Source organism: Qingrenia yutianensis, assembly GCF_014385105.1.
Taxonomy (GTDB): domain Bacteria; phylum Bacillota; class Clostridia; order UMGS1810; family UMGS1810; genus Qingrenia; species Qingrenia yutianensis.
In genome coordinates this window covers 230,672-252,076 of record NZ_JACRTE010000002.1, presented here as the reverse complement: position 1 = coordinate 252,076, position 21,405 = coordinate 230,672, and the positions used below count along the sequence as shown (strand labels likewise).

20 protein-coding genes are annotated in these 21,405 nt (G+C 44.8%); 7 read left to right on the top strand and 13 right to left on the bottom strand.

Annotation, left to right across the window (positions count from 1 at the left end; all coding sequences use genetic code 11):
- Positions 1-19: 19 nt before the first annotated feature.
- Positions 20-826 carry an AraC family transcriptional regulator gene (locus tag H8706_RS03215; RefSeq protein WP_262431457.1) on the bottom strand — a complete coding sequence of 269 codons (807 nt, stop codon included), beginning with the start codon at positions 824-826 and terminating at the stop codon, positions 20-22.
- A gap of 129 nt (positions 827-955) precedes the next feature.
- Between H8706_RS03215 and H8706_RS03210 the strand changes: the two genes are divergently transcribed.
- Positions 956-1,912, top strand: a complete 957-nt coding sequence (locus H8706_RS03210; protein ID WP_262431456.1) for an HAD family hydrolase — start codon at positions 956-958, stop codon at positions 1,910-1,912.
- Between the two features lie 47 nt (positions 1,913-1,959).
- On the opposite strand, the gene H8706_RS03205 is transcribed toward H8706_RS03210, so the two are convergent.
- From H8706_RS03205 to nifJ, 10 genes are all read right to left on the bottom strand, one after another.
- Positions 1,960-3,612 (bottom strand): sensor histidine kinase, encoded by a 1,653-nt coding sequence (locus H8706_RS03205; RefSeq protein WP_262431455.1) that lies wholly within the window; start codon positions 3,610-3,612, stop codon positions 1,960-1,962.
- The gene (locus H8706_RS03200) at positions 3,609-4,286 is read right to left on the bottom strand and encodes a response regulator (protein ID WP_262431454.1); all 678 of its coding nucleotides are present in this window, start codon (positions 4,284-4,286) and stop codon (positions 3,609-3,611) included. Before H8706_RS03200 ends, H8706_RS03205 begins: the two co-directional genes overlap by 4 nt.
- 30 nt (positions 4,287-4,316) lie before the next feature.
- Positions 4,317-4,970: a phosphate signaling complex protein PhoU gene (gene phoU / locus H8706_RS03195; RefSeq protein WP_262431453.1), complete on the bottom strand. Its 654-nt coding sequence runs from the start codon at positions 4,968-4,970 to the stop codon at positions 4,317-4,319.
- The gene (pstB, locus tag H8706_RS03190) at positions 4,970-5,725 is read right to left on the bottom strand and encodes a phosphate ABC transporter ATP-binding protein PstB (protein ID WP_262431452.1); all 756 of its coding nucleotides are present in this window, start codon (positions 5,723-5,725) and stop codon (positions 4,970-4,972) included. The genes phoU and pstB overlap by 1 nt, the downstream gene beginning before the upstream one ends.
- Positions 5,722-6,585, bottom strand: coding sequence for a phosphate ABC transporter permease PstA (gene pstA, locus H8706_RS03185; RefSeq protein WP_262431451.1), 864 nt, complete (start codon positions 6,583-6,585; stop codon positions 5,722-5,724). The genes pstB and pstA overlap by 4 nt, the downstream gene beginning before the upstream one ends.
- A 3-nt stretch (positions 6,586-6,588) precedes the next feature.
- Positions 6,589-7,479, bottom strand: coding sequence for a phosphate ABC transporter permease subunit PstC (pstC, locus tag H8706_RS03180; protein WP_262431450.1), 891 nt, complete (start codon positions 7,477-7,479; stop codon positions 6,589-6,591).
- A gap of 61 nt (positions 7,480-7,540) precedes the next feature.
- Positions 7,541-8,392: a phosphate ABC transporter substrate-binding protein gene (locus tag H8706_RS03175; protein WP_178347628.1), complete on the bottom strand. Its 852-nt coding sequence runs from the start codon at positions 8,390-8,392 to the stop codon at positions 7,541-7,543.
- Between the two features lie 168 nt (positions 8,393-8,560).
- The gene (locus H8706_RS03170; RefSeq protein WP_316636457.1) at positions 8,561-9,241 is read right to left on the bottom strand and encodes a VanW family protein; all 681 of its coding nucleotides are present in this window, start codon (positions 9,239-9,241) and stop codon (positions 8,561-8,563) included.
- A 3-nt stretch (positions 9,242-9,244) separates the two neighbouring features.
- A complete protein-coding gene (locus H8706_RS03165; RefSeq protein ID WP_262431448.1) occupies positions 9,245-10,186 on the bottom strand; it encodes a peptidoglycan binding domain-containing protein in 942 nt (313 codons plus the stop codon).
- Between the two features lie 141 nt (positions 10,187-10,327).
- The gene (nifJ, locus tag H8706_RS03160) at positions 10,328-13,846 is read right to left on the bottom strand and encodes a pyruvate:ferredoxin (flavodoxin) oxidoreductase (protein WP_262431447.1); all 3,519 of its coding nucleotides are present in this window, start codon (positions 13,844-13,846) and stop codon (positions 10,328-10,330) included.
- Between the two features lie 288 nt (positions 13,847-14,134).
- Between nifJ and H8706_RS03155 the strand changes: the two genes are divergently transcribed.
- Positions 14,135-15,889, top strand: a complete 1,755-nt coding sequence (locus H8706_RS03155; protein ID WP_262431446.1) for an Rqc2 family fibronectin-binding protein — start codon at positions 14,135-14,137, stop codon at positions 15,887-15,889.
- Positions 15,890-15,891: 2 nt separating this feature from the next.
- On the opposite strand, the gene H8706_RS03150 is transcribed toward H8706_RS03155, so the two are convergent.
- Entirely contained in the window at positions 15,892-16,380 is a 489-nt protein-coding gene (locus tag H8706_RS03150; protein ID WP_262431445.1) for a TspO/MBR family protein, read from the bottom strand.
- Positions 16,377-17,423: a nucleoside recognition domain-containing protein gene (locus H8706_RS03145; protein WP_262431444.1), complete on the bottom strand. Its 1,047-nt coding sequence runs from the start codon at positions 17,421-17,423 to the stop codon at positions 16,377-16,379. Before H8706_RS03145 ends, H8706_RS03150 begins: the two co-directional genes overlap by 4 nt.
- Before the next feature lie 73 nt (positions 17,424-17,496).
- Here H8706_RS03145 and H8706_RS03140 point away from each other — a divergent pair, with 73 nt between their 5' ends.
- From H8706_RS03140 to era, 5 genes are read left to right on the top strand one after another with little or no spacing between them, the layout of a single operon-like run.
- The gene (locus H8706_RS03140; RefSeq protein WP_262431443.1) at positions 17,497-17,763 is read left to right on the top strand and encodes a YabP/YqfC family sporulation protein; all 267 of its coding nucleotides are present in this window, start codon (positions 17,497-17,499) and stop codon (positions 17,761-17,763) included.
- Between the two features lie 10 nt (positions 17,764-17,773).
- The gene (gene yqfD / locus H8706_RS03135; protein WP_262431442.1) at positions 17,774-18,967 is read left to right on the top strand and encodes a sporulation protein YqfD; all 1,194 of its coding nucleotides are present in this window, start codon (positions 17,774-17,776) and stop codon (positions 18,965-18,967) included.
- 4 nt (positions 18,968-18,971) lie between these two features.
- Positions 18,972-19,955 carry a PhoH family protein gene (locus H8706_RS03130; RefSeq protein ID WP_178347620.1) on the top strand — a complete coding sequence of 328 codons (984 nt, stop codon included), beginning with the start codon at positions 18,972-18,974 and terminating at the stop codon, positions 19,953-19,955.
- Positions 19,952-20,440, top strand: coding sequence for an rRNA maturation RNase YbeY (gene ybeY, locus H8706_RS03125; protein WP_262431441.1), 489 nt, complete (start codon positions 19,952-19,954; stop codon positions 20,438-20,440). The genes H8706_RS03130 and ybeY overlap by 4 nt, the downstream gene beginning before the upstream one ends.
- Positions 20,441-20,453: 13 nt before the next feature.
- Complete coding sequence (gene era, locus H8706_RS03120; protein WP_262431440.1) at positions 20,454-21,344, top strand: GTPase Era; 891 nt, start codon at positions 20,454-20,456, stop codon at positions 21,342-21,344.
- The last annotated feature ends 61 nt before the right edge of the window (positions 21,345-21,405 follow it).

Below are 21,405 nucleotides of genomic sequence, written 5' to 3'. Positions count from 1 at the left end.
AAAAAATCATTCGCTTTTTTTATTTCATAATTTTTGACGGCGGTGCGGAAAAACGTTTTTTGAACATTCGCGAGAACACCGAGAACGACGAAAACCCCGAACTGAAACACACCTGCGTCACTGAAACATCGGTAGATGTCAGCAGTGCATAAGCGTAGTCAAGACGGAGATTGTTTATATAGTCGTTTATCCCGACACCGAAAGTTTTGTTGAAAAGATGGCTGAAATAATTTTTGCTGTATCCCGCACTTTTTGAAAGTTCGTCAAGGCTGATTTTTGCGCGGAAATTGCGGTTTATGTATAAAATACTGCGGTATATCGACCTGCTTGCGGTCGGCTCTTTCGGCACAATTTTAAGCTTGTCGTAAATTGTGAGCATCATACATTCGCAAAGATTGCGGATATACCGAATGTTCAGATTGGCGTCCGAGGTCGGTTTTTGCGCGATAAGCTCAAAAACGGGCGCAAGACGGTCAAATTCCTCGTCGCTCAAACGGCAGGTGAGCATTTTGCCCGACGCGAAAAAATCGTAAACAAACGTCGGCGAAATGACCTGCTCGGTATACATAATATTTATCAGCGTGATAGGCTCAATCACCTTTATAGAGTGAAAATCGGACGGCGAGAGCATATAAACGTCGCCCTTTTTGAGCGTGTATGTATAGCCGTTCACCGTGTGAATTGCTTTGCCCGACAGTATAAATTCGATTTCAAAATAGTTGTGCGTGTGAATTTCAACGTCGGTCGTTTTTGTTCGCTTTATCGCCGAAATTTTAAAATTTTCGTCAATTTCGTATTTTTTTTCAAGATATGCCGTGCCTTTCATTTTTGATCAGCTCCCAACACCATTATAATATATCACCGTAATATTTGCAATGTTTTTGTTGAAAAAATTATATTTAACGTTATGCGCATTTGGTATAATAAGCCTGTAAAAAATTTTGGAGGTAAAACTATGCTGAAAATTAAAAATACAGGCGCAAAAATTGTTGTAAACGATTTTGCGGAGCACGAAATTACATACGCTTTTCACGATATTGACGGCACTCATTCGCTTATCCGCGAGTGGCCGCCGGTTATGAGCATTTGCTTGTTTGACGTTATACAAAACGGTCTTTCGGACGATTTTGACAGTGAGGAAAATGAAAAACGTCTTATAAATCTTGCAGGAAAAGAGCCTCACCCCGAAACCGACAGATTTTGCGTTGAGTCGGCAGGGCTCTCGGCGCTCACACAGATGGAATGGGCAATCAGACGTGCGGTTGAGGATGGCAAAATTTCGGTTGACTGCGACAAAGAAAAAAATTCCGAGATTATTAAAAGAATTTGGAACGGCGAGGAGCAGTTTGACGGTTTCGGCGAGAAAAAGGAAATGCTCGATATGCTGACCGAAAAAACACCGCGCCTTTTTAAGCTTTATGAAAAGGTTTTAAACGGATACTGCCGTGACAAAAACCTTGCTGACGCGATTAAAAATCCCGATAAATACCGTGTAGGCGGTTCGATGGAGTTTATGAAATTTCTGCACGGCAACGGCGTAAAAAACTATTTTGTGACGGGCGCGGTTGTTGAGAAAGGTATGGGAATGTGGGAAGAGGTTGTCGGACTCGGCTACCCGATAGGCAAGGGCGAAATCGCCGAGGATATTATCGGCTCGACCTGGACGGAAAAGCTCCCGAAAGAGGTTATTATGAAGCATTTGCGCGAAAAACTCGGCATTGACGGCAAAAATATTTTAGTTGTCGGCGACGGCAGAGCGGAAATTCTTGCAGGCGCGGAAATGGGCGCGGTGACGGTGAGCAGACTCCCCGAAAGCGCAAAGGAACAGCGTGCACTGCACAAAAAACTCGGCACGAATATTATTGTTGAGGACTACAACAACGAGGAATTTAAAAAACTTTTCAGTAAATAATGAAAAAACAACCCCGAAATCAAACGATTTCGGGGTTTATGTTTATATCAGTTTATCGGAAAATCGACGGTTATTTCCGTGCCCTCGCCGAGCGTGCTTTTAATACTTACTTTTGCGTTTAAGCAGTCCGCCGCGTGTTTTACAATCGAAAGCCCCAGTCCCGTACCGCCGGTTTGCTTTGAATGGCTCTTGTCCACACGGTAAAAACGCTCGAATACGCGCGAAATATGCTCATCGCTTATGCCTATTCCCGTGTCCGCAACGGTGAAATGCGCAAATTTTCCGTCGTTTGCAACCGAAATTTTAACTTCTCCGCCGTGCTTGTTGTATTTCACCGCGTTTTCGCAAAGGTTTCTCACAATCTCGTACACAAGGCGGCGAACACCCTTTATCACGGTGTTTTCGCCGTCAAGCGAAATTTTAATGTCCTCTGCGTCCGCCATAGGTTTTAATTCCTCTGCGGTCGACTTTGCAATTTCAAGAAGGTCAACGTTTTCAAATTCAAGCTGTTGTTTTTCGTCCAGTGCGGAAAGGCGGATAATATCGTCAATCAGCGCGACAAGGCGCTGTGCCTCGGTGCGTATGTTCCTTGCAAAACGCGGAATGTCGTCTGTCTTAACCAAGCCGTTTTCAATAAGCTCGGCACTGCCCATTACCGACTGCAAAGGCGTTTTTAATTCGTGCGAAACGTTCGCGGTGAACTCTTTTCTGTTGCGCTCTGCAAAAACTTTGTCGGTTACGTCAAATGCTAAAATAACCGTTCCGATTATGTTTCTTCTGCCGATTTTGCTCACATTTACGCGGTATTCTCTGCCGTTTCGGCTTATCGACGTTTCGCTTTTTCCGTTTTCGTCAGCCTGTTTTATCGCGTTGTCAATGTCAATACTGCGGTCGGTCAAAAGAAAACTTCTGCCGATACACGATTTGTCGGTGTTGAAAAGTTTCATCGCCGATTTGTTCGCACAAATCACGGCTTCGTCCTCGTCAAGCAAAACGAGTGCTTCGTTCATATTTTCTATAACCGCGTCAAATTTTTTGCGGTTTTGCTTTAGCTCTTCAATCTGATATTTTATCCGCCTGTTTTGCTGTTCAATGTGCAGAAGGAGAGGGGATATTTCGTCGTAAACGTCGTTGTCAAGCGGTTTTTCAAGGTCAAGGTTGTTAAGCGGTTCGACGATTTTTTTGGACATTCTGCGCGAAAGGAGCGCCGACAGAATGATTGCAAACACAAAAATTATTACAATCGGGTGAAGTATTCCGAGCACGAGCGTCAGCACCGAATACTGTGTTGCGGAAATTCTTAAAATACAGCCGTTTGAAAGTTTTTTCGCGCGGTAAAATGTTTTTTCGAGGAGTGTCGACGAAAAACGTTCGCTCTCGCCCTCGCCATTTTGCACAGCGTCGCGGATTTCGGTTCGGTCGGCGTGATTGTCCATTGCACCGGCGTCCGCGTTTGTGTCGTAAATAACCTTGCCGTCAGCTCCGATAAGCGTCAGACGGTAATCGCTTTTTTGAAGATTTTCAAGGTAAGAAACCCCCTCGCGCCCGGTTGCGGCATACGCAAGCTCAAGCTGGGATTTCAGCTGATTTTGCATAGATGCGCTGAAATAATTATACAAAACTCCCGTAATGATGACTGCCGCCGCCAAAAAAACGCAGACTGCAACGGCAAGTGTAGAGCGGAAAATTCTCTTTGTCATACGTTTACCTCCATACGGTACCCTACACCGCGCACGGTTGTGATGTACGAGGCGCAGACACCGATTTTTTGCCTTAACGTTCTTATGTGCATATCAACGGTGCGCGTTTCTCCGCAGTAGTCCATACCCCAAACGGCGTTAAACAACTGCCCGCGCGTATATGCCACGCCGATGTTGGACATAAAAAGCTTTAAAAGTTCAAATTCTTTCAGGGTGAGGGTTACGTTTTCGCCGTTCGCGGTAACGGAATGTTCGCGCAGATTGAGCGTGAGAAGTCCGTGCGAGAGTATGTAATCGCCGCCTTTTGGCGCACTTCGGCGCAGAACCGCCTTTATACGCGAGGTCATTTCAAGCATACCGAACGGTTTGGTTAAATAATCGTCCGCACCGAGGTCAAGACTTTGAATTTTGTCGTATTCCATACCCTTTGCGGTTGCCATTATAACGGGCAAATCCTTGGTTTTTTCGTTTGCCTTCAGCCGTTTTAAAATTTCCACACCGTCGGTGTCGGGGAGCATAATGTCAAGCACAACAAGGTCGGGAATTTCTGCCTCCAGCGCGGTGAAAAACGTTTTGCCGTCCTCAAATCCGCTTGCGTCAAAGCCCGTCGCTTTGAGGGTGTAAACCTCAATGTCACGGATAGACTTGTCGTCCTCAACACACCATATTTTCATAACCTATCAACTCCTGTTTCTTTTGACTGATTAAAGTTCGTCAACACCTTTGTGAATACCCGTTACCGAAAATTCCACCCACTCGGCAATGTTCGTCGCGTGGTCGCCGATACGTTCAAAATATTTCGCAATCATCACAAGGTCGATTGCATATTCGCCGTCGTCAGGATTTTTTGAAATCATTTCGATAAGCTCAGTTTTGATTTTCTTAAAATAATCGTCTACAACGTCGTCGTGCGAAATTACCTTTTTCGCAATTTCAACGTCCTGTTTAACATACGCGTCCACGCTTTCGGTGACCATTTTTATTGCCGCGCGCGCCATATTTTCAATATCACCGCATTTTCGGTCGGTGCGTTCGCCCATAAATCCGATAATCTCGGCAATATCCGACGCCTGGTCGCCTATGCGCTCCATATCGGTTATCATTTTAAGCGCCGCGGAAATCTGCCTTAAATCGCGCGCAACGGGCTGTTGCTGAAGGAGCATTTTAAGGCACATAGACTCAATGTCGCGCTCCTTTTGGTCTATTTCATCGTCGAGCGGAAAAATCTTTTTCGCCGTTTTAATATCGCCCTCCGCAAGCGATTTTGCCGCAAGCGCGATAACCTGCTCGCACAGAGCGCCCATTTCTATAAGTTCTTTGTTAAGATTTGCAAGCTGCATATCAAATTTACTTCGCATTATCCGAACCTCCCCGTAATATAATCCTCTGTTCGTTTGTCCTTAGGATTTGCAAACATCTTTTCGGTTTCGCCGTATTCCACAAGCTCGCCGAGCAGGAAAAATGCCGTGTTGTCGGATATACGCACCGCCTGCTGCATATTGTGCGTAACTATGATTATAGTATAGCATTTTTTCAGCTCGCTTGCAAGTTCTTCTATTTTAGATGTTGAAATCGGGTCGAGCGCGCTTGTCGGCTCGTCCATAAGAAGAATTTTCGGTTCAACCGCAAGTGCGCGCGCAATGCACAGCCTTTGCTGCTGACCGCCCGAAAGTCCGAGTGCGCTTTTTTTGAGTCTGTCTTTAACCTCGTCCCAAATCGCCGCGCCTTTTAATGATTTTTCAACTATATCGTCAAGTTTTGCTTTGTTTTTTATGCCGTGCGTGCGCGGACCGTAAGCGATGTTGTCGTAAATGCTCATCGGGAACGGGTTAGGTTTTTGGAAAACCATACCGATTTCCTTTCGCAGTTCGTTTACGTTAACCGCCGGGTCAAAAATGTTTTGTCCGCCGTATTCCACGTTTCCCTCAATGCGGACGCCCGGAACAAGGTCGTTCATTCTGTTTATGGTTTTTAAAAATGTGGATTTTCCGCAGCCCGACGGCCCGATAAGCGCGGTTATGCTTTTTTCGGGGATTTCTATGTTGATGTCTTTGAGCACCTTGGTCTGCCCGTACCACAAATTAAGGTTTTTAACCGAAATTATGCCGTTCATATGTTTCTCCTTTTCTCAAAATATTTGCCGGTGAGTGCTGCCGCAAGGTTTATGATAAGCGTTAAAAGCATAAGTATAGCGGCAATCGCGAATGCAACGCCGAATTCGCCCTGTTCCTTTGCGTAAACGTAGAGCGCTACGGTGAGCGTTGCGCCTGCGTTTCCGAGCGCGTCTTTCATACCGTTTAATGCGTGCGCAAAACCTGCCGTAAATAGCAGTGCCGCCGATTCGCCGAGTATTCTGCCGACCGAGAGTATACAGCCTGTTATTACACCGTCAACACAGCCCGGAAGAACAACCGTGCGCACAACGTGCCATTTGCCGGCTCCCAGTCCGAACGCGCCCTCGCGGTAGCTTTGCGGAACGGTTTTAAGGCTTTCCTGTGTCGTTCGCATAATCGTCGGCAAATTCATTATAACAAGTGTTAAACTGCCGGCGAGAAGCGATGTTTTCATATTGAGAAACCGGCAGAAAAACAACATTCCCACAAGTCCGTATATTACCGACGGTATGCCCGAAAGCGTTTCCGCGGCGTATTCGATTACCGCAACAATTTTTTTGTTGGACGCGTATTCGGTGAGATATACCGCCGCGCCGACGCCGAGCGGAAGCACGATTGCAAGCGTTGCGATAACGATATAAACAGTGTTTAAAATATCGGGAAGTATGCCTATTCTTTCGGTTAAATAGCTCGGTGCGGTGGACAAAAACTCCCACGATATGTTCGGTATGCCTTTTGCAAACACGAAAATCATAAGAAAAAGCACCAGCGCGCTTGTGATAATTACAGAAAGCATCATAAGCGTTTTAAGTGTGCCGATATATATTTTTCGTTTTTTTGATATTTGATTTGAAAGCATATTTTATTTCTCCTTATCGCGCTTTAAAAGGAAATTCAAAGCCGCGTTTATAAGCATTATAAACAAAAACAGTACCAGTGCGATTGAAAAAAGCGCCTGTCTTTGAAGTCCTGCCGAGTAGGACATTTCGCTCGCAACGGCGGTTGTCAAAAAGCGCACGCTTTCAAAGATTGACGGCATATTGGGCGCATTGCCCGATACCATCATAACTGCCATTGCCTCGCCGATTGCACGTCCCACGCCCAGCACAACCGCCGCCGCGATACCGCTTTTTGCCGCCGGGACGGACACCCTGAAATATGTTTCTATATCGGTCGCGCCGAGTGCAAGCGATGCGTCCTCATATTCTTTCGGCACTGCCTCAAGCGCCGTGAGCGACACTTTTATTATGGACGGCAAAATCATTATCGCAAGCACGATTATCGCCGCGAAAAGGCTTGAGCCGTCGGGAAGATTGAAAACTTTTCGGATTGCCGGCACGAGAAAAAGCATACCCACCAAGCCGTATACAACCGACGGGATACCCGCGAGCAGGCTGACTGCCGATTCGACCGCGTTTTTGAGCTTTTTCGGCGCAAGCTTTGCAAGATACACCGCTGTGAAAAAGCCGAGAGGCACGCCGATGAGTATTGCTCCGCCCGTGCCGTAAATGCTTGTTAAGATAAACGGAAGTATGCCGTACTGCGGTGCTGATGCGGTCGACGCCCAGGTTTTGCCGAACATAAATTTGAAAAATCCGATTTTGAGTATTGCCGGCAAGCCCGAAATTATAAGGTAAACCGTGATGAGAAGCACGCTCCCGACGGTGATTAAACCGAGTATTAAAAACACCGCGTGGATAATGTTTTCCGCGTCAATAAGCTTTTTTTTGAATGTAAGTTGTGTGTTTTTCATAATTTAACCCTTAATCCTCTCTAATGCTGAAAAAGGCGGTTTTGCACCGCCTTTATGGTTTTCAGTTTGCCGATACCGCTCCTGCTTTGCTGATGATTTCAGACGCTGAAGATGATGTTGCGTAATCGAAGAATTTCTGTGCGGTTTCGGATAAGGGTGTGCCTTCTTTTGTAACCAGCACAAACGGACGCTGAACAACATACGAGCCGTCTTTTACCGTGCCTTCGGAGGGTGTAACTCCGCCGACTTTAAGTGCTTTTACAGTGTCTTTTACCGACGCGAGCGAGGCATATCCGATTGCGTTCGGGTTCTGCGCCACCGTTGTGATAACGTCGCCTGTTGAGGTAAGTTCCTGACGGTATTTGCATTTGTCTTTTGTGTCGGTAATGCTTTCAAAACCGTCCCTTGTACCGCTTCCTGCTTCTCTGCCGATAAGAACGATTTCGCCGTCTGCTCCGCCGACTTCGCTCCAGTTTGTAATTTCGCCGGTGTAGATTTTCTTAATCTGCTCAACCGTTAAATCTTCAACCTTGCTCTGCGGATTTACTATGATTGCAATTCCGTCGTATGCAAGGATTGTTTCTTTAAGTCCCGATGCTTTTTCGTCGTCTTTAAGCGCACGGCTTGAAAGTCCGATGTCGCATCTGCCCTCCGACACTGCGGTAATTCCCGAGCCGGAGCCTGTGGGATTGTATGTGAATGTTACGCCTGCGTTCTGTTCTTTAAACGATTCGCCGAGTGCGCCGATAACTTTTTCCATTGACGTTGAACCGTCTGTCGATACCGTGCCCGATATCTTTGACGAGCCTTGACTGTCTGCGCCGTTGTCACCGTTGTTCTGACAAGCTGTCATTGCTGTGCACGCGAGAAGTGCGCACATAATGAGTGCCGCTAATTTTTTTGTTCTTTTCATAATGTAAAACCCCTTTACAATTTTATTTTTTATCCTTTTCCTTTTTACAATTCTAATTTTAAACTGCGATTGTCAAATCGGAAAGTCAGCTTTTGTAAAGTTTTTGTAAAATGAAAAAAGACTGTTTTCATAAGGAAAACAGTCTTAAAATTCTTTTGTTTTACATTGCTACTGCTGGATTGTGTCGTCGCCGACGTAGGTTTCGCCGAATGCCGCCGCGGCAGGTGTGTCGGCAATTTCGTTTTTCTTTGTGCCGACAAGTTCGATTTGCGTTATTGCCGAGTAGTTACTGCGCGAAATTTTGTTTGTCCCCTGGCTTTCGCCGTTAATGTAAACCGTTTTGAACGTGTCAACAACACTGCCCTCACTGCCTGCCTGCTTAACCTTGCGTTTGCCGTCGGGGAGAGTGCTGTCCTCAACTTCTTTCACCGTAAACGGCGTGGTGCTGACGGTCTGTGTGGTGATTTCCACCTTTTTGTTTTGCAGTTTAATGCCGTAAACCGAACAGGTCAAGCGTCCGTTTGACGCACTGCAGCCAAGCTTTATGGGATAACCCTGATTGTTTGAAAATTTAAAGTCGATACTGCCGTATGACACCGTTGCGTCGCGTCCTGACGGGACATATGAAACTGGCATTGAGTGGTTTGTTCGGTAAACGATTTTTAAATCAGAGTAAAGCGCCGCGTTGTAAAGGGTAGTGGAAACCTGGCAAATTCCTCCGCCTATGCCGTCCACAATTTCACCGCCCTGATAAACCTTTGCGGTTTTAAAGCCGGTTTGCGCCGAACGCTGACCGACAACGCCGTTGAACGAAAACTGCTGACCCGGCATAAGCACAAGTCCGTTGATTTTCTACGCCGCAAGCGCGATATTGTGCGAGCGTTCGTAGTTTCCCGCGTTGTAAACGGTGGAAAAACTGCCGAGCGTGTCGGACAGCTTGTTGTCGATAAACCACTGCGTGGTTTTTTCGGGCTGTGTGATTTCTACCGGTATGCTGTACGGCTCAATGTTATGCTTGTTTTGGTCGAGAATTTTCTGCGCCTCGTTAACGTCAAAGGTTACGCCCGTGACGTGCTCTGAAAAATGAACTTCGCCGTTTTCGTGCGAAAATTCCACATCTTTCGGCTCTTTGTGAAATTCGTCGTAAAGCGCCTGTGCAGTGGGAATTTTCGGTTTGATTTCGGTGATTTTCACCTCAATTTTATCAGTTAATTTGTTTTTTGAAACAACTTTTTCAACGTCTTTTTTTATTTTATCAATGTCAACTCCGTTGCCTTTTTTGCCGTTTTGAATGACAAGATTGCCGTCTTTAAGCTCGGTTACCGTATCGGTAACGGGATTTTCGACATCTGTTGCTTTCTCTTTTAAAATATTGTAAAGCTTTTCCTGGTCAAAGGTGATTTCCACAGGAATTTCCTTTTTGAAAAGCGAATATTTTACCGCATTAAATCCACGGCTTATAAAATTTTTGCCTTTGCCTGCCTGATATGCGTTTTCGCTTGTTTTGTCAAGGTCGTATTTTAGGTCAAAATCTGCACCGTTAACCTCAAAATCGGTGTTTTTGTATGTAAAAATCACATTCGTGTTTTCGGGCGAGTATTTTTCTTCGAGTGCCGTTTTGATGTCAGCGGTATTCTTTTTCCCGACGCACAAATCGTTGACATATATTTTGCCGTATGCAGTGTCTGTTTTAGCCAATACTCCCGCAATCGCACAAAGCGACGCGATAAGCACGGCGATAACTGTCAAAACTATGATTTTCGCATTTTTTCTGCGCGCCTTTTTTTCACTCATTATTGAAATTCACCTCATAATAAAAACTATATAAAACTAAAAATCTTCTTATTAAATATATTCGTGCAAAATAAAATTTATCATAAATCCCGTCCGAGATAATTCGGGCGGGATTATGATATTTAAGCGGATAAATTTTAATTATTTATCTGCCATTCTTTTGTAAACTTCGTATCTGTCTTTGAGGTCTTTTTCAGCCTTTTCAAAGAGTTGAGCAGCGATTTCCGGATGAGCCTTCTTAAGAAGGAGGTATCTGTTCTCGCCGTTCATAAAGTCTGTAACCGCGCCTGTGGGTTCTTTAGAATCAAGGATAAACGGATTTTCGCCTTTCTCTTTGAGTTCGGGGTTAAATCTCCACAAATGCCAGTAACCTGTTTCAACAGCCTTTTTCTCCTCAAGGATTGTGTTAGCCATACCAACCTTGATACCGTGGTTGATACAGGGTGCGTATGCAATGATAAGCGAAGGACCGGGATAAGCTTCAGCTTCTTTGATTGCCTTGATAGCCTGGTTCATATTCGAGCCGATAGCAATCTGTGCGACGTATACATAGCCGTATGTTGTAGCAATCATACCGAGGTCTTTCTTCTTAACTTTTTTACCCGATGCGGCAAATTTTGCAACAGCCGCGGTCGGTGTAGCCTTTGAGGACTGTCCGCCGGTGTTGGAGTAAACTTCTGTATCTACAACGAAGATGTTGATGTCCTCGCCCGATGCGAGAACGTGGTCCAATCCGCCGTAACCAATATCGTAAGCCCAGCCGTCGCCGCCGAACGCCCACTGCGAACGTTTAACGAGGAAGTCTGTTCTGTCTGAAATTTCTTTAAGTTCGGGCATTGTAAGATCTGCCGATTTGATAAGCTCTTTAATGTCGGAAGCCGCCGCTTTCGATTTTTCAGCGTCGTTCATACCGTCAATCCAAGCTTTGAAAGCGTCTGCAAGTTTAGAGTCAACGCCTTTTTCAATAGCCGTTTCCATTCTTGCTTTAAGAGTGTTTCTTACTTTCTTAACCGCAAGAATCATACCCATACCGAATTCAGCGTTGTCCTCGAAGAGCGAGTTAGCCCAAGCAGGACCTCTGCCGTTTTCGTCTTTGCAGTAAGGCATACTCGGTGCGCTGCCGCCCCAAATTGAAGTACAGCCTGTTGCGTTTGCAATCATCATTCTGTCGCCGAAGAGCTGTGTGATAAGCTTAATGTAAGGTGTTTCACCGCAGCCTGCGCAAGCGCCGGAGAACTCAAGGTAAGGTTTCGCGAACTGTGAGCCTTTAACCGATGCTTTATCCATAAGGTTGTCTTTAACCTTAACAGTCATAGCGTAATCCCAGTTGTCAGACTCTTTTTCAACCATAGGATCAAGCGGTTTCATAACGAGAGCCTTCTCTTTTGCCGGACATACCTGTGCACAAACACCGCAGCCCAAGCAGTCACGGGGGCTGACCTGAATACGGAATTTGAGTCCTTTAAGCTGAGGACCGATAGCGTCTTTTGTTTCAAAGCCGGCAGGAGCTGCAGCCGCCTCGGCGTCGTCCAAAAGAACAGGTCTTATAGCCGCGTGCGGACATACGAGTGAGCACTGGTTACACTGGATACATTTTGCAATATCCCAGTCGGGAACGTTAACCGCAACGGTACGTTTTTCAAATTTCGATGTACCCTGCTCGAAAGTACCGTCCTCGTAGCCGAGGAATGTGCTTACAGGAAGTTTGTTACCTTTCTGTGCGTTAACGGGTTCGCAAATCTTTTTAACGAATTCCGGAGCGTCGGAGGTGTGAGCCTCTTCTTCTTTAGCGTCTTTCCACGATGCGGGAACTTTAACCTCGTGGAGCGCCTCAACAGCGCCGTCAACCGCGTCGCAGTTCATTCTTACGATTTCGTCGCCTTTTTTGCCGTAGGTTTTCTTGATTGCTTCTTTAATAAGAACAACTGCCTCGTCAAACGGGATAACGTTTGCAAGTTTGAAGAATGCGCCCTGTGTTACCATATTTATTCTTGTGGGTCCGAGACCTACTTTAACGGCAACGTCAACAGCGTTGATTGTATAGAATTTAATATCGTGGTCAGCGATATATTTTTTAACGTGAGCAGGAAGCTTTTCATCAAGCTCGTCCTCCGACCATACACAGTTGAGGAGGAATGTTCCGCCCTGTTTCAAACCTTCGAGAACATCATACTGATAGATGTAAGCAGGCTTATGACAAGCGATATAGTCAGCCTCGTCGAGGAGGTATGTTGACTTAATCGGTTTTTTACCGAAACGCAAGTGCGACATTGTTACGCCGCCGCTCTTTTTGGAGTCGTAATCAAAATATGCCTGTGCATAAAGGTCGGTGTTGTCGCCGATGATTTTGATTGCGTCTTTGTTGGCACCAACGGTACCGTCGGAACCGAAGCCCCAGAATTTACATCTTGTTGTGCCCTCGGGAGCAGCGTTAATTCTGTTGCCGAGTTTGAGCGAAAGATGTGTAACGTCGTCGTTGATACCGATTGTGAAGCTGTTGATAGGCTCTTTAGCGTCGAGATTATCGTAAACCGCAACAATCTGTGTCGGTGTGGTGTCTTTTGAACCCAAACCGTAACGTCCGCCTACAATCATCGGAGCGTTTTTCTTTCCGAAGTAAAGGTTGCAAACGTCAAGATAAAGAGGCTCGCCGAGCGAACCGGGCTCTTTTGTTCTGTCGAGAACTGCGATTTTTTCAACAGTTTCGGGCATTACATCAAAGAAATATTTAGCCGAGAACGGTCTGTAAAGGTGAACTTTAAGAACGCCGACTTTCTGACCCATAGCGTTGAGGTAGTCAACCGTTTCTTCAATAGCTTCGCAAACAGAACCCATTGCAACGATAACTTTTGTTGCGTCGGGAGCGCCGTAGTAGTTGAAGGGTTTGTACTCTCTGCCTGTGATTTTTGAAATTTCACCCATATAATCGTTAACGATATCGGGAATTTTTTCGTAGTATTTGTTAGCAACCTCTCTGCCCTGGAAGTAGATATCCGAGTTCTGCGCACTTCCGCGGAGAACGGGGTGTTCGGGGTTTAGCGCTCTGTCTTTAAACGCTTTAACAGCGTCCATATCGATAAGCTTTTTGAGGTCTTCATAGTCCATAACCTCAATTTTCTGAATTTCGTGCGAAGTTCTGAAACCGTCGAAAAAGTGGAGGAACGGAACTCTGCCTTTGATAGCTGCAAGGTGAGCGATACCTGCCAAATCCATAGTTTCCTGAACACTGCCCGAAGCGAGCATTGCATAGCCTGTCTGACGGCAAGCCATAACGTCCTGATGGTCGCCGAAAATGTTAAGTGCGTGAGCAGCGAGCGCTCTTGCGCTTACGTGGATAACGGAGGGGAGCAATTCACCCGCCATTTTATACATATTCGGTATCATAAGAAGAAGACCCTGCGAAGCGGTAAATGTGGTTGTGAGCGCACCGCCCTGGAGTGAGCCGTGAACTGCGCCCGCCGCACCTGCCTCGGACTGCATTTCGCAAACGTCAACGGTCTGACCGAAAATGTTTTTCTGACCTTTCGAGCTCCATTCGTCGACATATTCTGCCATTGTTGACGAAGGAGTGATAGGATAGATAGACGCTACTTCTGTGAACGCATAGGCGCAATGCGCGGCGGCACAGTTACCGTCCATCGTTTTGAATTTCTTTGCCATTTTTTAAGCCTCCTTAAAATATTGCCATACCGGTTTTTAAAACCGATATTGTTACACAACTAATAACCCTTGTATTATAACACGTTTTTTTAAAATTTTCAAATGTATTTTTTAAAATATACATTCAAATCGGCAAAAAAATTAAATTTTGTGTATTTTTTATATATTTTAAACTTTTGAATTGTATAAAATTGTGGGTTTTATACACCAAAATTATTTATTTTCAATAAAACTTGATAACCTTAGGCGGAATATGTTAATATAAACAAGGAAAAAACTTTTTAAGGAATGAGAAATATGGCGCTTGACGGCAGTGTGCTTTGCGCGCTGAAAAACGAATTTACAAAAAAACTTATCGGCGCAAGGGTTGAAAAGGTTTATCAGCCCGAACGCGACGAAATAGTTTTGTCAATAAGAAATTTTAAGGACAGTTATAAGTTGCTTTTGTGCGCGCACCCGTCATTTGCGAGGGTGGGTTTTATCAGCGTGACAAAGGATAATCCCGATACTCCGCCTCTTTTTTGCATGCTTTTGCGAAAGCACCTTTGCGGAGGAAAAATCGTCGGAATAAGGCAGGTTGACTTTGAAAGAATTATAGAATTTGACGTTGAAAGCTATAACGAACTGGGCGATTTGTCGGTTAAAACGCTGATTTGCGAGATTATGGGAAAACATTCAAACATAATTCTCACCGACTGCAGCAGAAAAATTATCGACAGTATTTTTCACGTTGACATCACAATGAGCCGTGTAAGGCAGATTATGCCCGGGCTTATCTACGAAAACGCGCCGTCGCAGGGAAAGCAAAATCCGCTTGAGGCCGGTTATAACGATTTTCTGTCCGCAATCGGCGAAATTCAGGGCGGTTACGACAAAAAAATTATGTCGTCGTTTATGGGAATAAGTCCCTTAACCGCACGCGAAATCGCATACCGCGCACTCGGCGCGGATACCGAAATAAGCTATGAAAACGACAAAAAAGTTGCGGACGAATTTTTCAAAGCTTTTAAGAGAATTGAAAAAGGCGAATTTTCGCCCGTTGTGCTGACCGACGCGCAAAGCGGAAAAATGCTTGAATTTTCGGCGCTCGGCATAAACCAGTACGGCGAAATGGCGGAAAAAGAATATTTTGAGTCGATGAGCCTTGCGCTGGAAAGTTTTTATGAGAAAAAGGCGGCAAAAGAGAGCGTAAAGCAGAAAACCGCAGATATTACCAAGGTGATTTCAAACAATCTTGCAAGGTGCAGAAAAAAACTTCAGCTTGAGTGCGAAACGCTTGAAAAATGCAAAAAAAGAGAGCTTAACAAGGTTAAAGGCGACCTTATCACCGCGAACATTTACCGCATAAACAAGGGCGATAAAAAAGCGGTTTTGGAGAATTTTTACGACGGCGGAAAAATAATTGAAATCGCGCTTGATGAAACGCTCACACCGTCGCAGAACGCGCAGAAATATTATAAAAAATACAACAAGGAGAAAACCGCCGAGGCGGAAACGCTTGTTCAGAAAAAACTCAACGAGGCGGAAATCGACTATCTCGAAACGGTTTTGCTCAATATGGAAAACGTTGAAACAAAAGAGGAAATCGCGCAGATTAAAGAAGAACTTGTCGAGCAGGGATACCTTAAAAAGCGCAATATAAAAGGAAAAAAGAAACAGGCACAGATAAAGCCTATGGAATTTGTAAGCAGTGACGGATATGAAATTTTTGTCGGAAAAAACAACAAGCAAAACGACTATGTGACGCTCAAGCTTGCGCGTTCGACCGATATTTGGCTTCACACAAAAACCATTCACGGTTCGCACGCGGTTATTAAAACAGGCGGTGACGAAAACATTCCCGAACGCACAATTTTTGAAGCGGCAATGATTGCCGCTTATTACAGCAAGGGCAGAAACAGCGCGAACGTGAGCGTGGACTACACGGCGGTTAAAAACGTAAAAAAACCGTCGGGCGCGAAACCCGGTATGGTTATTTATGTGAATAACAAAACCGCGGTAGTTACACCCGACGAGAAAACCGTTGAAAGTTTAAAGAAGTAAATTTATTTGTTCAGCCACCAAATCGATATGTTTAAAACGGTTGCAAACAAAATCCACAAAACAAGCGGCAGGTAGAGATAACCTGCTGCTTTATTTATGTTATAAAACTTGAAAAACACAGTTATTGCGGTGAAAAGCGAAATTATAATCACAATCACCGACAGCCACAGATTGTTGAAGTTAAAGAAAATAATCGGCCATAAAAACAGCAGAACAAGATTGAAAATGTATGTTTTAAAGCTTTCGGACACGCCGGAATTGTCTATTCCGCTCTTTACAATCAAAAACGACGCTATGCCGATGAGAATATACAAAATTGTCCATACAATGCCGAAAATATATGCCGGCGGTGCAAACGGCGGTCTTGTGAGGGTGTTGTAAAAATCCTGCGAATTACGCGTTAAAAACGCGCTCAAACCGCCCGTGCCGAGGCTGATTGCAAGGCAGATTAAAAACTTTTTTAAATTTTTTGCGTTAAACGTTTTTATCATATTTTTTCGTCCTTTCCGTTTTTGTGTCTTAATAAAATTATATTCAAATAAAACAGATATATTCCCAAAATTACCGTGCATACAAGCGATGCTATGTTGAGCGAAACCGCGGTTTTTTCAAATGCGGACGAAAATGTTTTGAACGGCAGAGGCACAATTTTTATTGCGATAAGCGCGTAGACAAACGCGAAAACCGAGTGGATAAACTTTGCAGAAACGTATTTTTTAAGCGAAAGCGAATATTTTGACAAAATTCCGTAGGTTTGCATATGCACCGAAAGTCCGCCCCAAGACGAGAAAAATGCGGAAAAAACAAATTTTTGCCAAAGCGGAAAATCAAGCAGTGAAATTTTTTTCAGTGCGTTTGTTATCTCGAAAATTCCTACGATAAACGGATTTTTGACAAACGACGTCAGCACCGCGAAAAAAATCACATATCCGAAAACGTTCAAAATCGTGCCGACGCTCTCCTCAACCGCGGTGACGAATATGTTTTCGTTCACAGCCGTGTTTTTCGGCGCACTGCCGTGAACGATGCTTTTTTTATCAATACCTTTTCCGCGGAAGATTATTCCGACGGAAAGCGCGGAAAGAATGTGAACCGCATACAGCAAAATTCCGGCGGACGGGCACATAAGCATACCGGCGCCCACCGCGCCGATTAAAAAAAGAGGTCCGGAATTATTGCAAAATCCGCAAAGACGCTGTGCCTCGTCCTTTGTAATAACTCCCTCGCCGTAAAGCTCCGCCGCGGTTTTCGCGCCGACGGGGTAACCGCACAGAATACCTAAAATTATCGGCACAATGCACCCTCCGCTCATATTAAAAAGCGGTTTTGTGACGAATGCAAGCTTTTTCGCCAGCAGGTCAGCACCGCCCGACAAAATGAAAATCCGCGAAAACACAAAAAACGGAAACAGCGACGGCAAAAGCGTGTAAAGGCACATATTAAGAGCGTCGGACGCGCTTTTTGTGCACTGCGCCGAAAAAACGCAGGTCAGCACGATAAACGCAAACGCAGAAAACGGGATAAGTTTTTTCATAAATTCCACCTCTTTTTGTTATGTATATTCAAAAAATGCCGAGCATATTATTTAAAGACGGGGGGCAGGCAATATGAAACGGAAAATCAAACAGAAAATAAAGGAAACTCTTGCGTTTCCTGCCGAGGTTATAATGGATTCGCCCAAAATTGTGCTGGAGGCAAATTACAACGTCTGGATTGAAAACTATATCGGGATTATAGAATATTCCGACAAAGAAGTGAAGGTGAACACTGCCGATTTTATTGTTAAAATCACGGGCGAGAGCCTGCTTATGGATTTTGTCACAAACGAGGATTTGAGTATTTCGGGAAAAATTACTTCGGTGGTTTACGAGTGAGGTGTGCCTTTTGTTTGTAAGATTTTTCAATTTTTTAAGAGGATATGTGTTTTTGGGCGTTAGGGGATTTTTTCTTGAACGCTTTTTAAATTTGTGTTTAAAAAAAGATATTTGCTTATGGGACGTAAAATACGGCGGTGAAAACAATCTTGAAATGAAAATGAGCATAAACGGCTTTAAACAGGTGCGCGGTGCGGCATACAAAACGCGCTCCGAGGTGAAAATAAAAAAGCGGGCAGGACTGCCGTTTATCATACAAAAGTACAAAAAGCGCAAGGCGTTCGCGGCGGGATTTTTAATCGCGGTGATTTTGTTTTCCGCGCTTTCAAGCTTTATCTGGCGCATAGACGTTACAGGAAACGAAAAAGTTCCCGAAAGCGTTATAATAAACCGCCTTGCCGAGCTTGGGTTCAAGGTCGGAACACCGCGGTTTAATGTGGACGTTTACCGCTTGCAGAACGAAATTTTAAAGAAAGAAAAAGCGCTTTCGTGGCTGTGGGTAGACATTAAAGGCACGCGCGCGAATGTGTCGGTGAAAGAAAAGGTGCCGGCGCCCGAAATTGTGGACGATACCGTGCCGTCGAACATTGTTGCGTCGAAAGACGGGCTTGTGACGCGCGTTGTTGCGTTAAACGGCGAAGCGTCGGTGCGCGAGGGCGATATTGTGGACAAAGGCGATTTGCTGATTTCGGGAATTGTTTCGCTCGGCGAGGCAGGCGAAAAAATCGGCTCGGCGCGCGGTGAGGTGACGGCGCGGACGTGGTATTCAAAAGACGGCGAATTTCCGCTTGAAAAGGTTGAATACATACGCACCGACAAAAAAATTTCAAAAAACACTGTAAATTTTTTCGGTTTTGATGTATCATTATATATAAAGGACGAAATTCCATTTGAATTTTACGACAAAGAGAGCAAAACGTCCGCTTTCCATATCGGCAAAAACTTCTTTTTGCCGTTGTCGAACAAAAAAGATGTGTATTACGAAAAAAATAAAATAGAAACAAAGTTGACAACCGAGGGCGCTTTGGTGTATTATGGCGGTATAATAAAAAAAGAACTTGACAAAGAAATCGGAAAAGACGTAAAGGTTGTGAACGCGAGCACAGACCATATGATGCAGAAAAACGGAAAAATTTATATAAAAGTGACGTATGAGTGCATACAGAGCATAGGCGAGAATGTGAAAATAGAAAACGGAGGTTAACGGCTTGGAGAGAAACATATCCTTACAAAACGGCGAGCAGATTTTGGCGGTGTTCGGCGATTTTGACAAAAATCTTAAAAAAATTCAGACTGCGTTTGACGTGAGCATTGTAAACCGAGGCGGCGACATTAAAATAAGCGGCGGCGAAACGGGCACGGCGCTTGCGCAAAAGGCGATAGAGAGTCTTGCGAAAATTTTTAACACCGAGGGTGAAATTACCGACCAGGCGGTGAACTACACAATCGACAGCGTGCGCGACGGAATTGACCACGAGGCGCTTTACGGCAGCGACTGCGTGTGCATTACGGCAAAGGGAAAGCCGATAAAAAGCAAGACTATGGGACAGAAAAAATACGTCGAGGCAATAAAAAACAACACCATAACTTTCGGTATCGGCCCTGCCGGCACGGGAAAGACCTATCTTGCTGTTGCGCTGGCGGTTAAGGCGTTCAAAAATAAAGAAGTGTCGAGGATAATTTTAACGCGTCCGGCGGTTGAAGCAGGCGAAAAGCTCGGTTTTCTGCCGGGCGACTTGCAGAATAAGGTAGACCCGTATCTGCGCCCGTTATACGACGCGCTGTATGAAATGTTCGGATTTGAAACCTATCAGAAACACGTCGAGCGCGGAAGCATTGAGGTTGCACCGCTTGCGTATATGCGCGGACGAACCATAGACGACAGTTTTATAATTCTGGATGAGGCGCAGAACACCACGCCCGAGCAGATGAAAATGTTTCTTACGCGCGTCGGCTTTAATTCGCGCGTTATCGTCACCGGCGACGTCACGCAGATTGACTTGCCGGACGGCAAAAAATCAGGACTTAAAGAGGTTGAAAAAATACTCAAAGATATTGACGGCATAAGCTTTTGCTATCTTTCGGACAAGGACGTTGTGCGCCATCAGCTTGTCCAGAAAATCATAAAAGCGTACGACAGGTTTGAGCAAAAGAAACTTGCAAGGCAAAACGAAAAAAGGGGAAACAGATGATAAGAATTTTTACCGATAACACCCAGGACAAAATCGAGGTCACGGACGCGCTTGAAAAGCTTATAAAAAGCGTTGCCGAGGGTGTTTTGGAGTTTGAAGAAATAGACGAAAAATGCGAAGTAAACGTTATGTTTGCCGACAATGAGCAAATACGTGAAATCAACCGCGAACAGCGCAGCATTGACCGCGCGACCGACGTTTTGTCGTTTCCGTTTCTCGATGCTAAAAACGGTGACATAACCGTGTCGGACGAGGATTTTTACGAGGGTTATCTGTCGCTGGGCGACATTGTTATTTCGCTTGAACGCGCAAAAGAACAGGCGGAGGAGTACGGTCATTCGTTCGAGCGCGAGGCGGGATTTTTAACCTGTCACAGTATGCTTCATCTTTTGGGATACGACCACATAGACGAGGCGGACAGAGCGATTATGCGCAAAAAAGAGGAGGAAATCCTCAAAAAATTAAAGCTTACAAGAGATGAATAAAGAGGTTGAATTTATGGAAAACAAAAATTTTAAATCGGGATACGTCGGCATTGTGGGCATACCGAACGTTGGAAAAACCACGCTTTTAAACGCGCTTATAGGTCAGAAAATAGCGATAATTTCGCCCAAACCGCAAACCACGCGCGGAAAAATTTTGGGTATTATGTCGGAGAGCGGTATGCAGGCGGTTTTTCTCGATACACCGGGATTTCACAAGCCTAAAAACAAGCTTGGCGAAAATATGCTCAAAGCCGTTAACGAAACAATCGGCGAGGCGGATTTTGTTCTCGTTGTGGTTGAGCCGACCGACGAGGTGAGAAACGCCGAACTTGAAATTATCGAAAAAACAAAGAACATACCTGCGATTTTGGTCATAAACAAGTGCGATACTGCAAGAAAAGACGCGCTTTTGCCCGTTATAGAAAAATACAGCAAACTGCGCGAATTTGCCGAAATTGTGCCGATAAGCGCAAAGACGGGCGACGGCATAGACGCACTTAAAGAGGAAGTAAGAAAACTTCTTCCCGAAGGCCCGATGTACTATCCCGAAGATATGGTGACCGACCAGCCCGAAAAGCAGATTGTCGCGGAAATCATAAGGGAAAAGACGCTTTACACGCTTGATAAAGAAGTACCGCACGGCATTGCGGTGGAAATCGTCAAAATGAAAGAGGAAAAAGACATTGTTTCCATTTCCGCAAACATTTTCTGTGAAAAAGACTCGCATAAGGGTATAATTATCGGGAGCGGAGGAAGAACGCTCAAAAGAATAGGCTCGCTCGCACGGCGCGACTGTGAGAAATTACTGGACAAAAAAGTGTTTCTGGAGCTTTGGGTAAAGGTTAAAAAGGACTGGAGAAATTCAAACTTTTTAATGAAAGAATTTGGGCTTAAAAACGACTAAATTTTTAATTTGCCAAATTTTTATAAACATCAAAAATCTTTTTTCGGACAAGCTAAAAGCA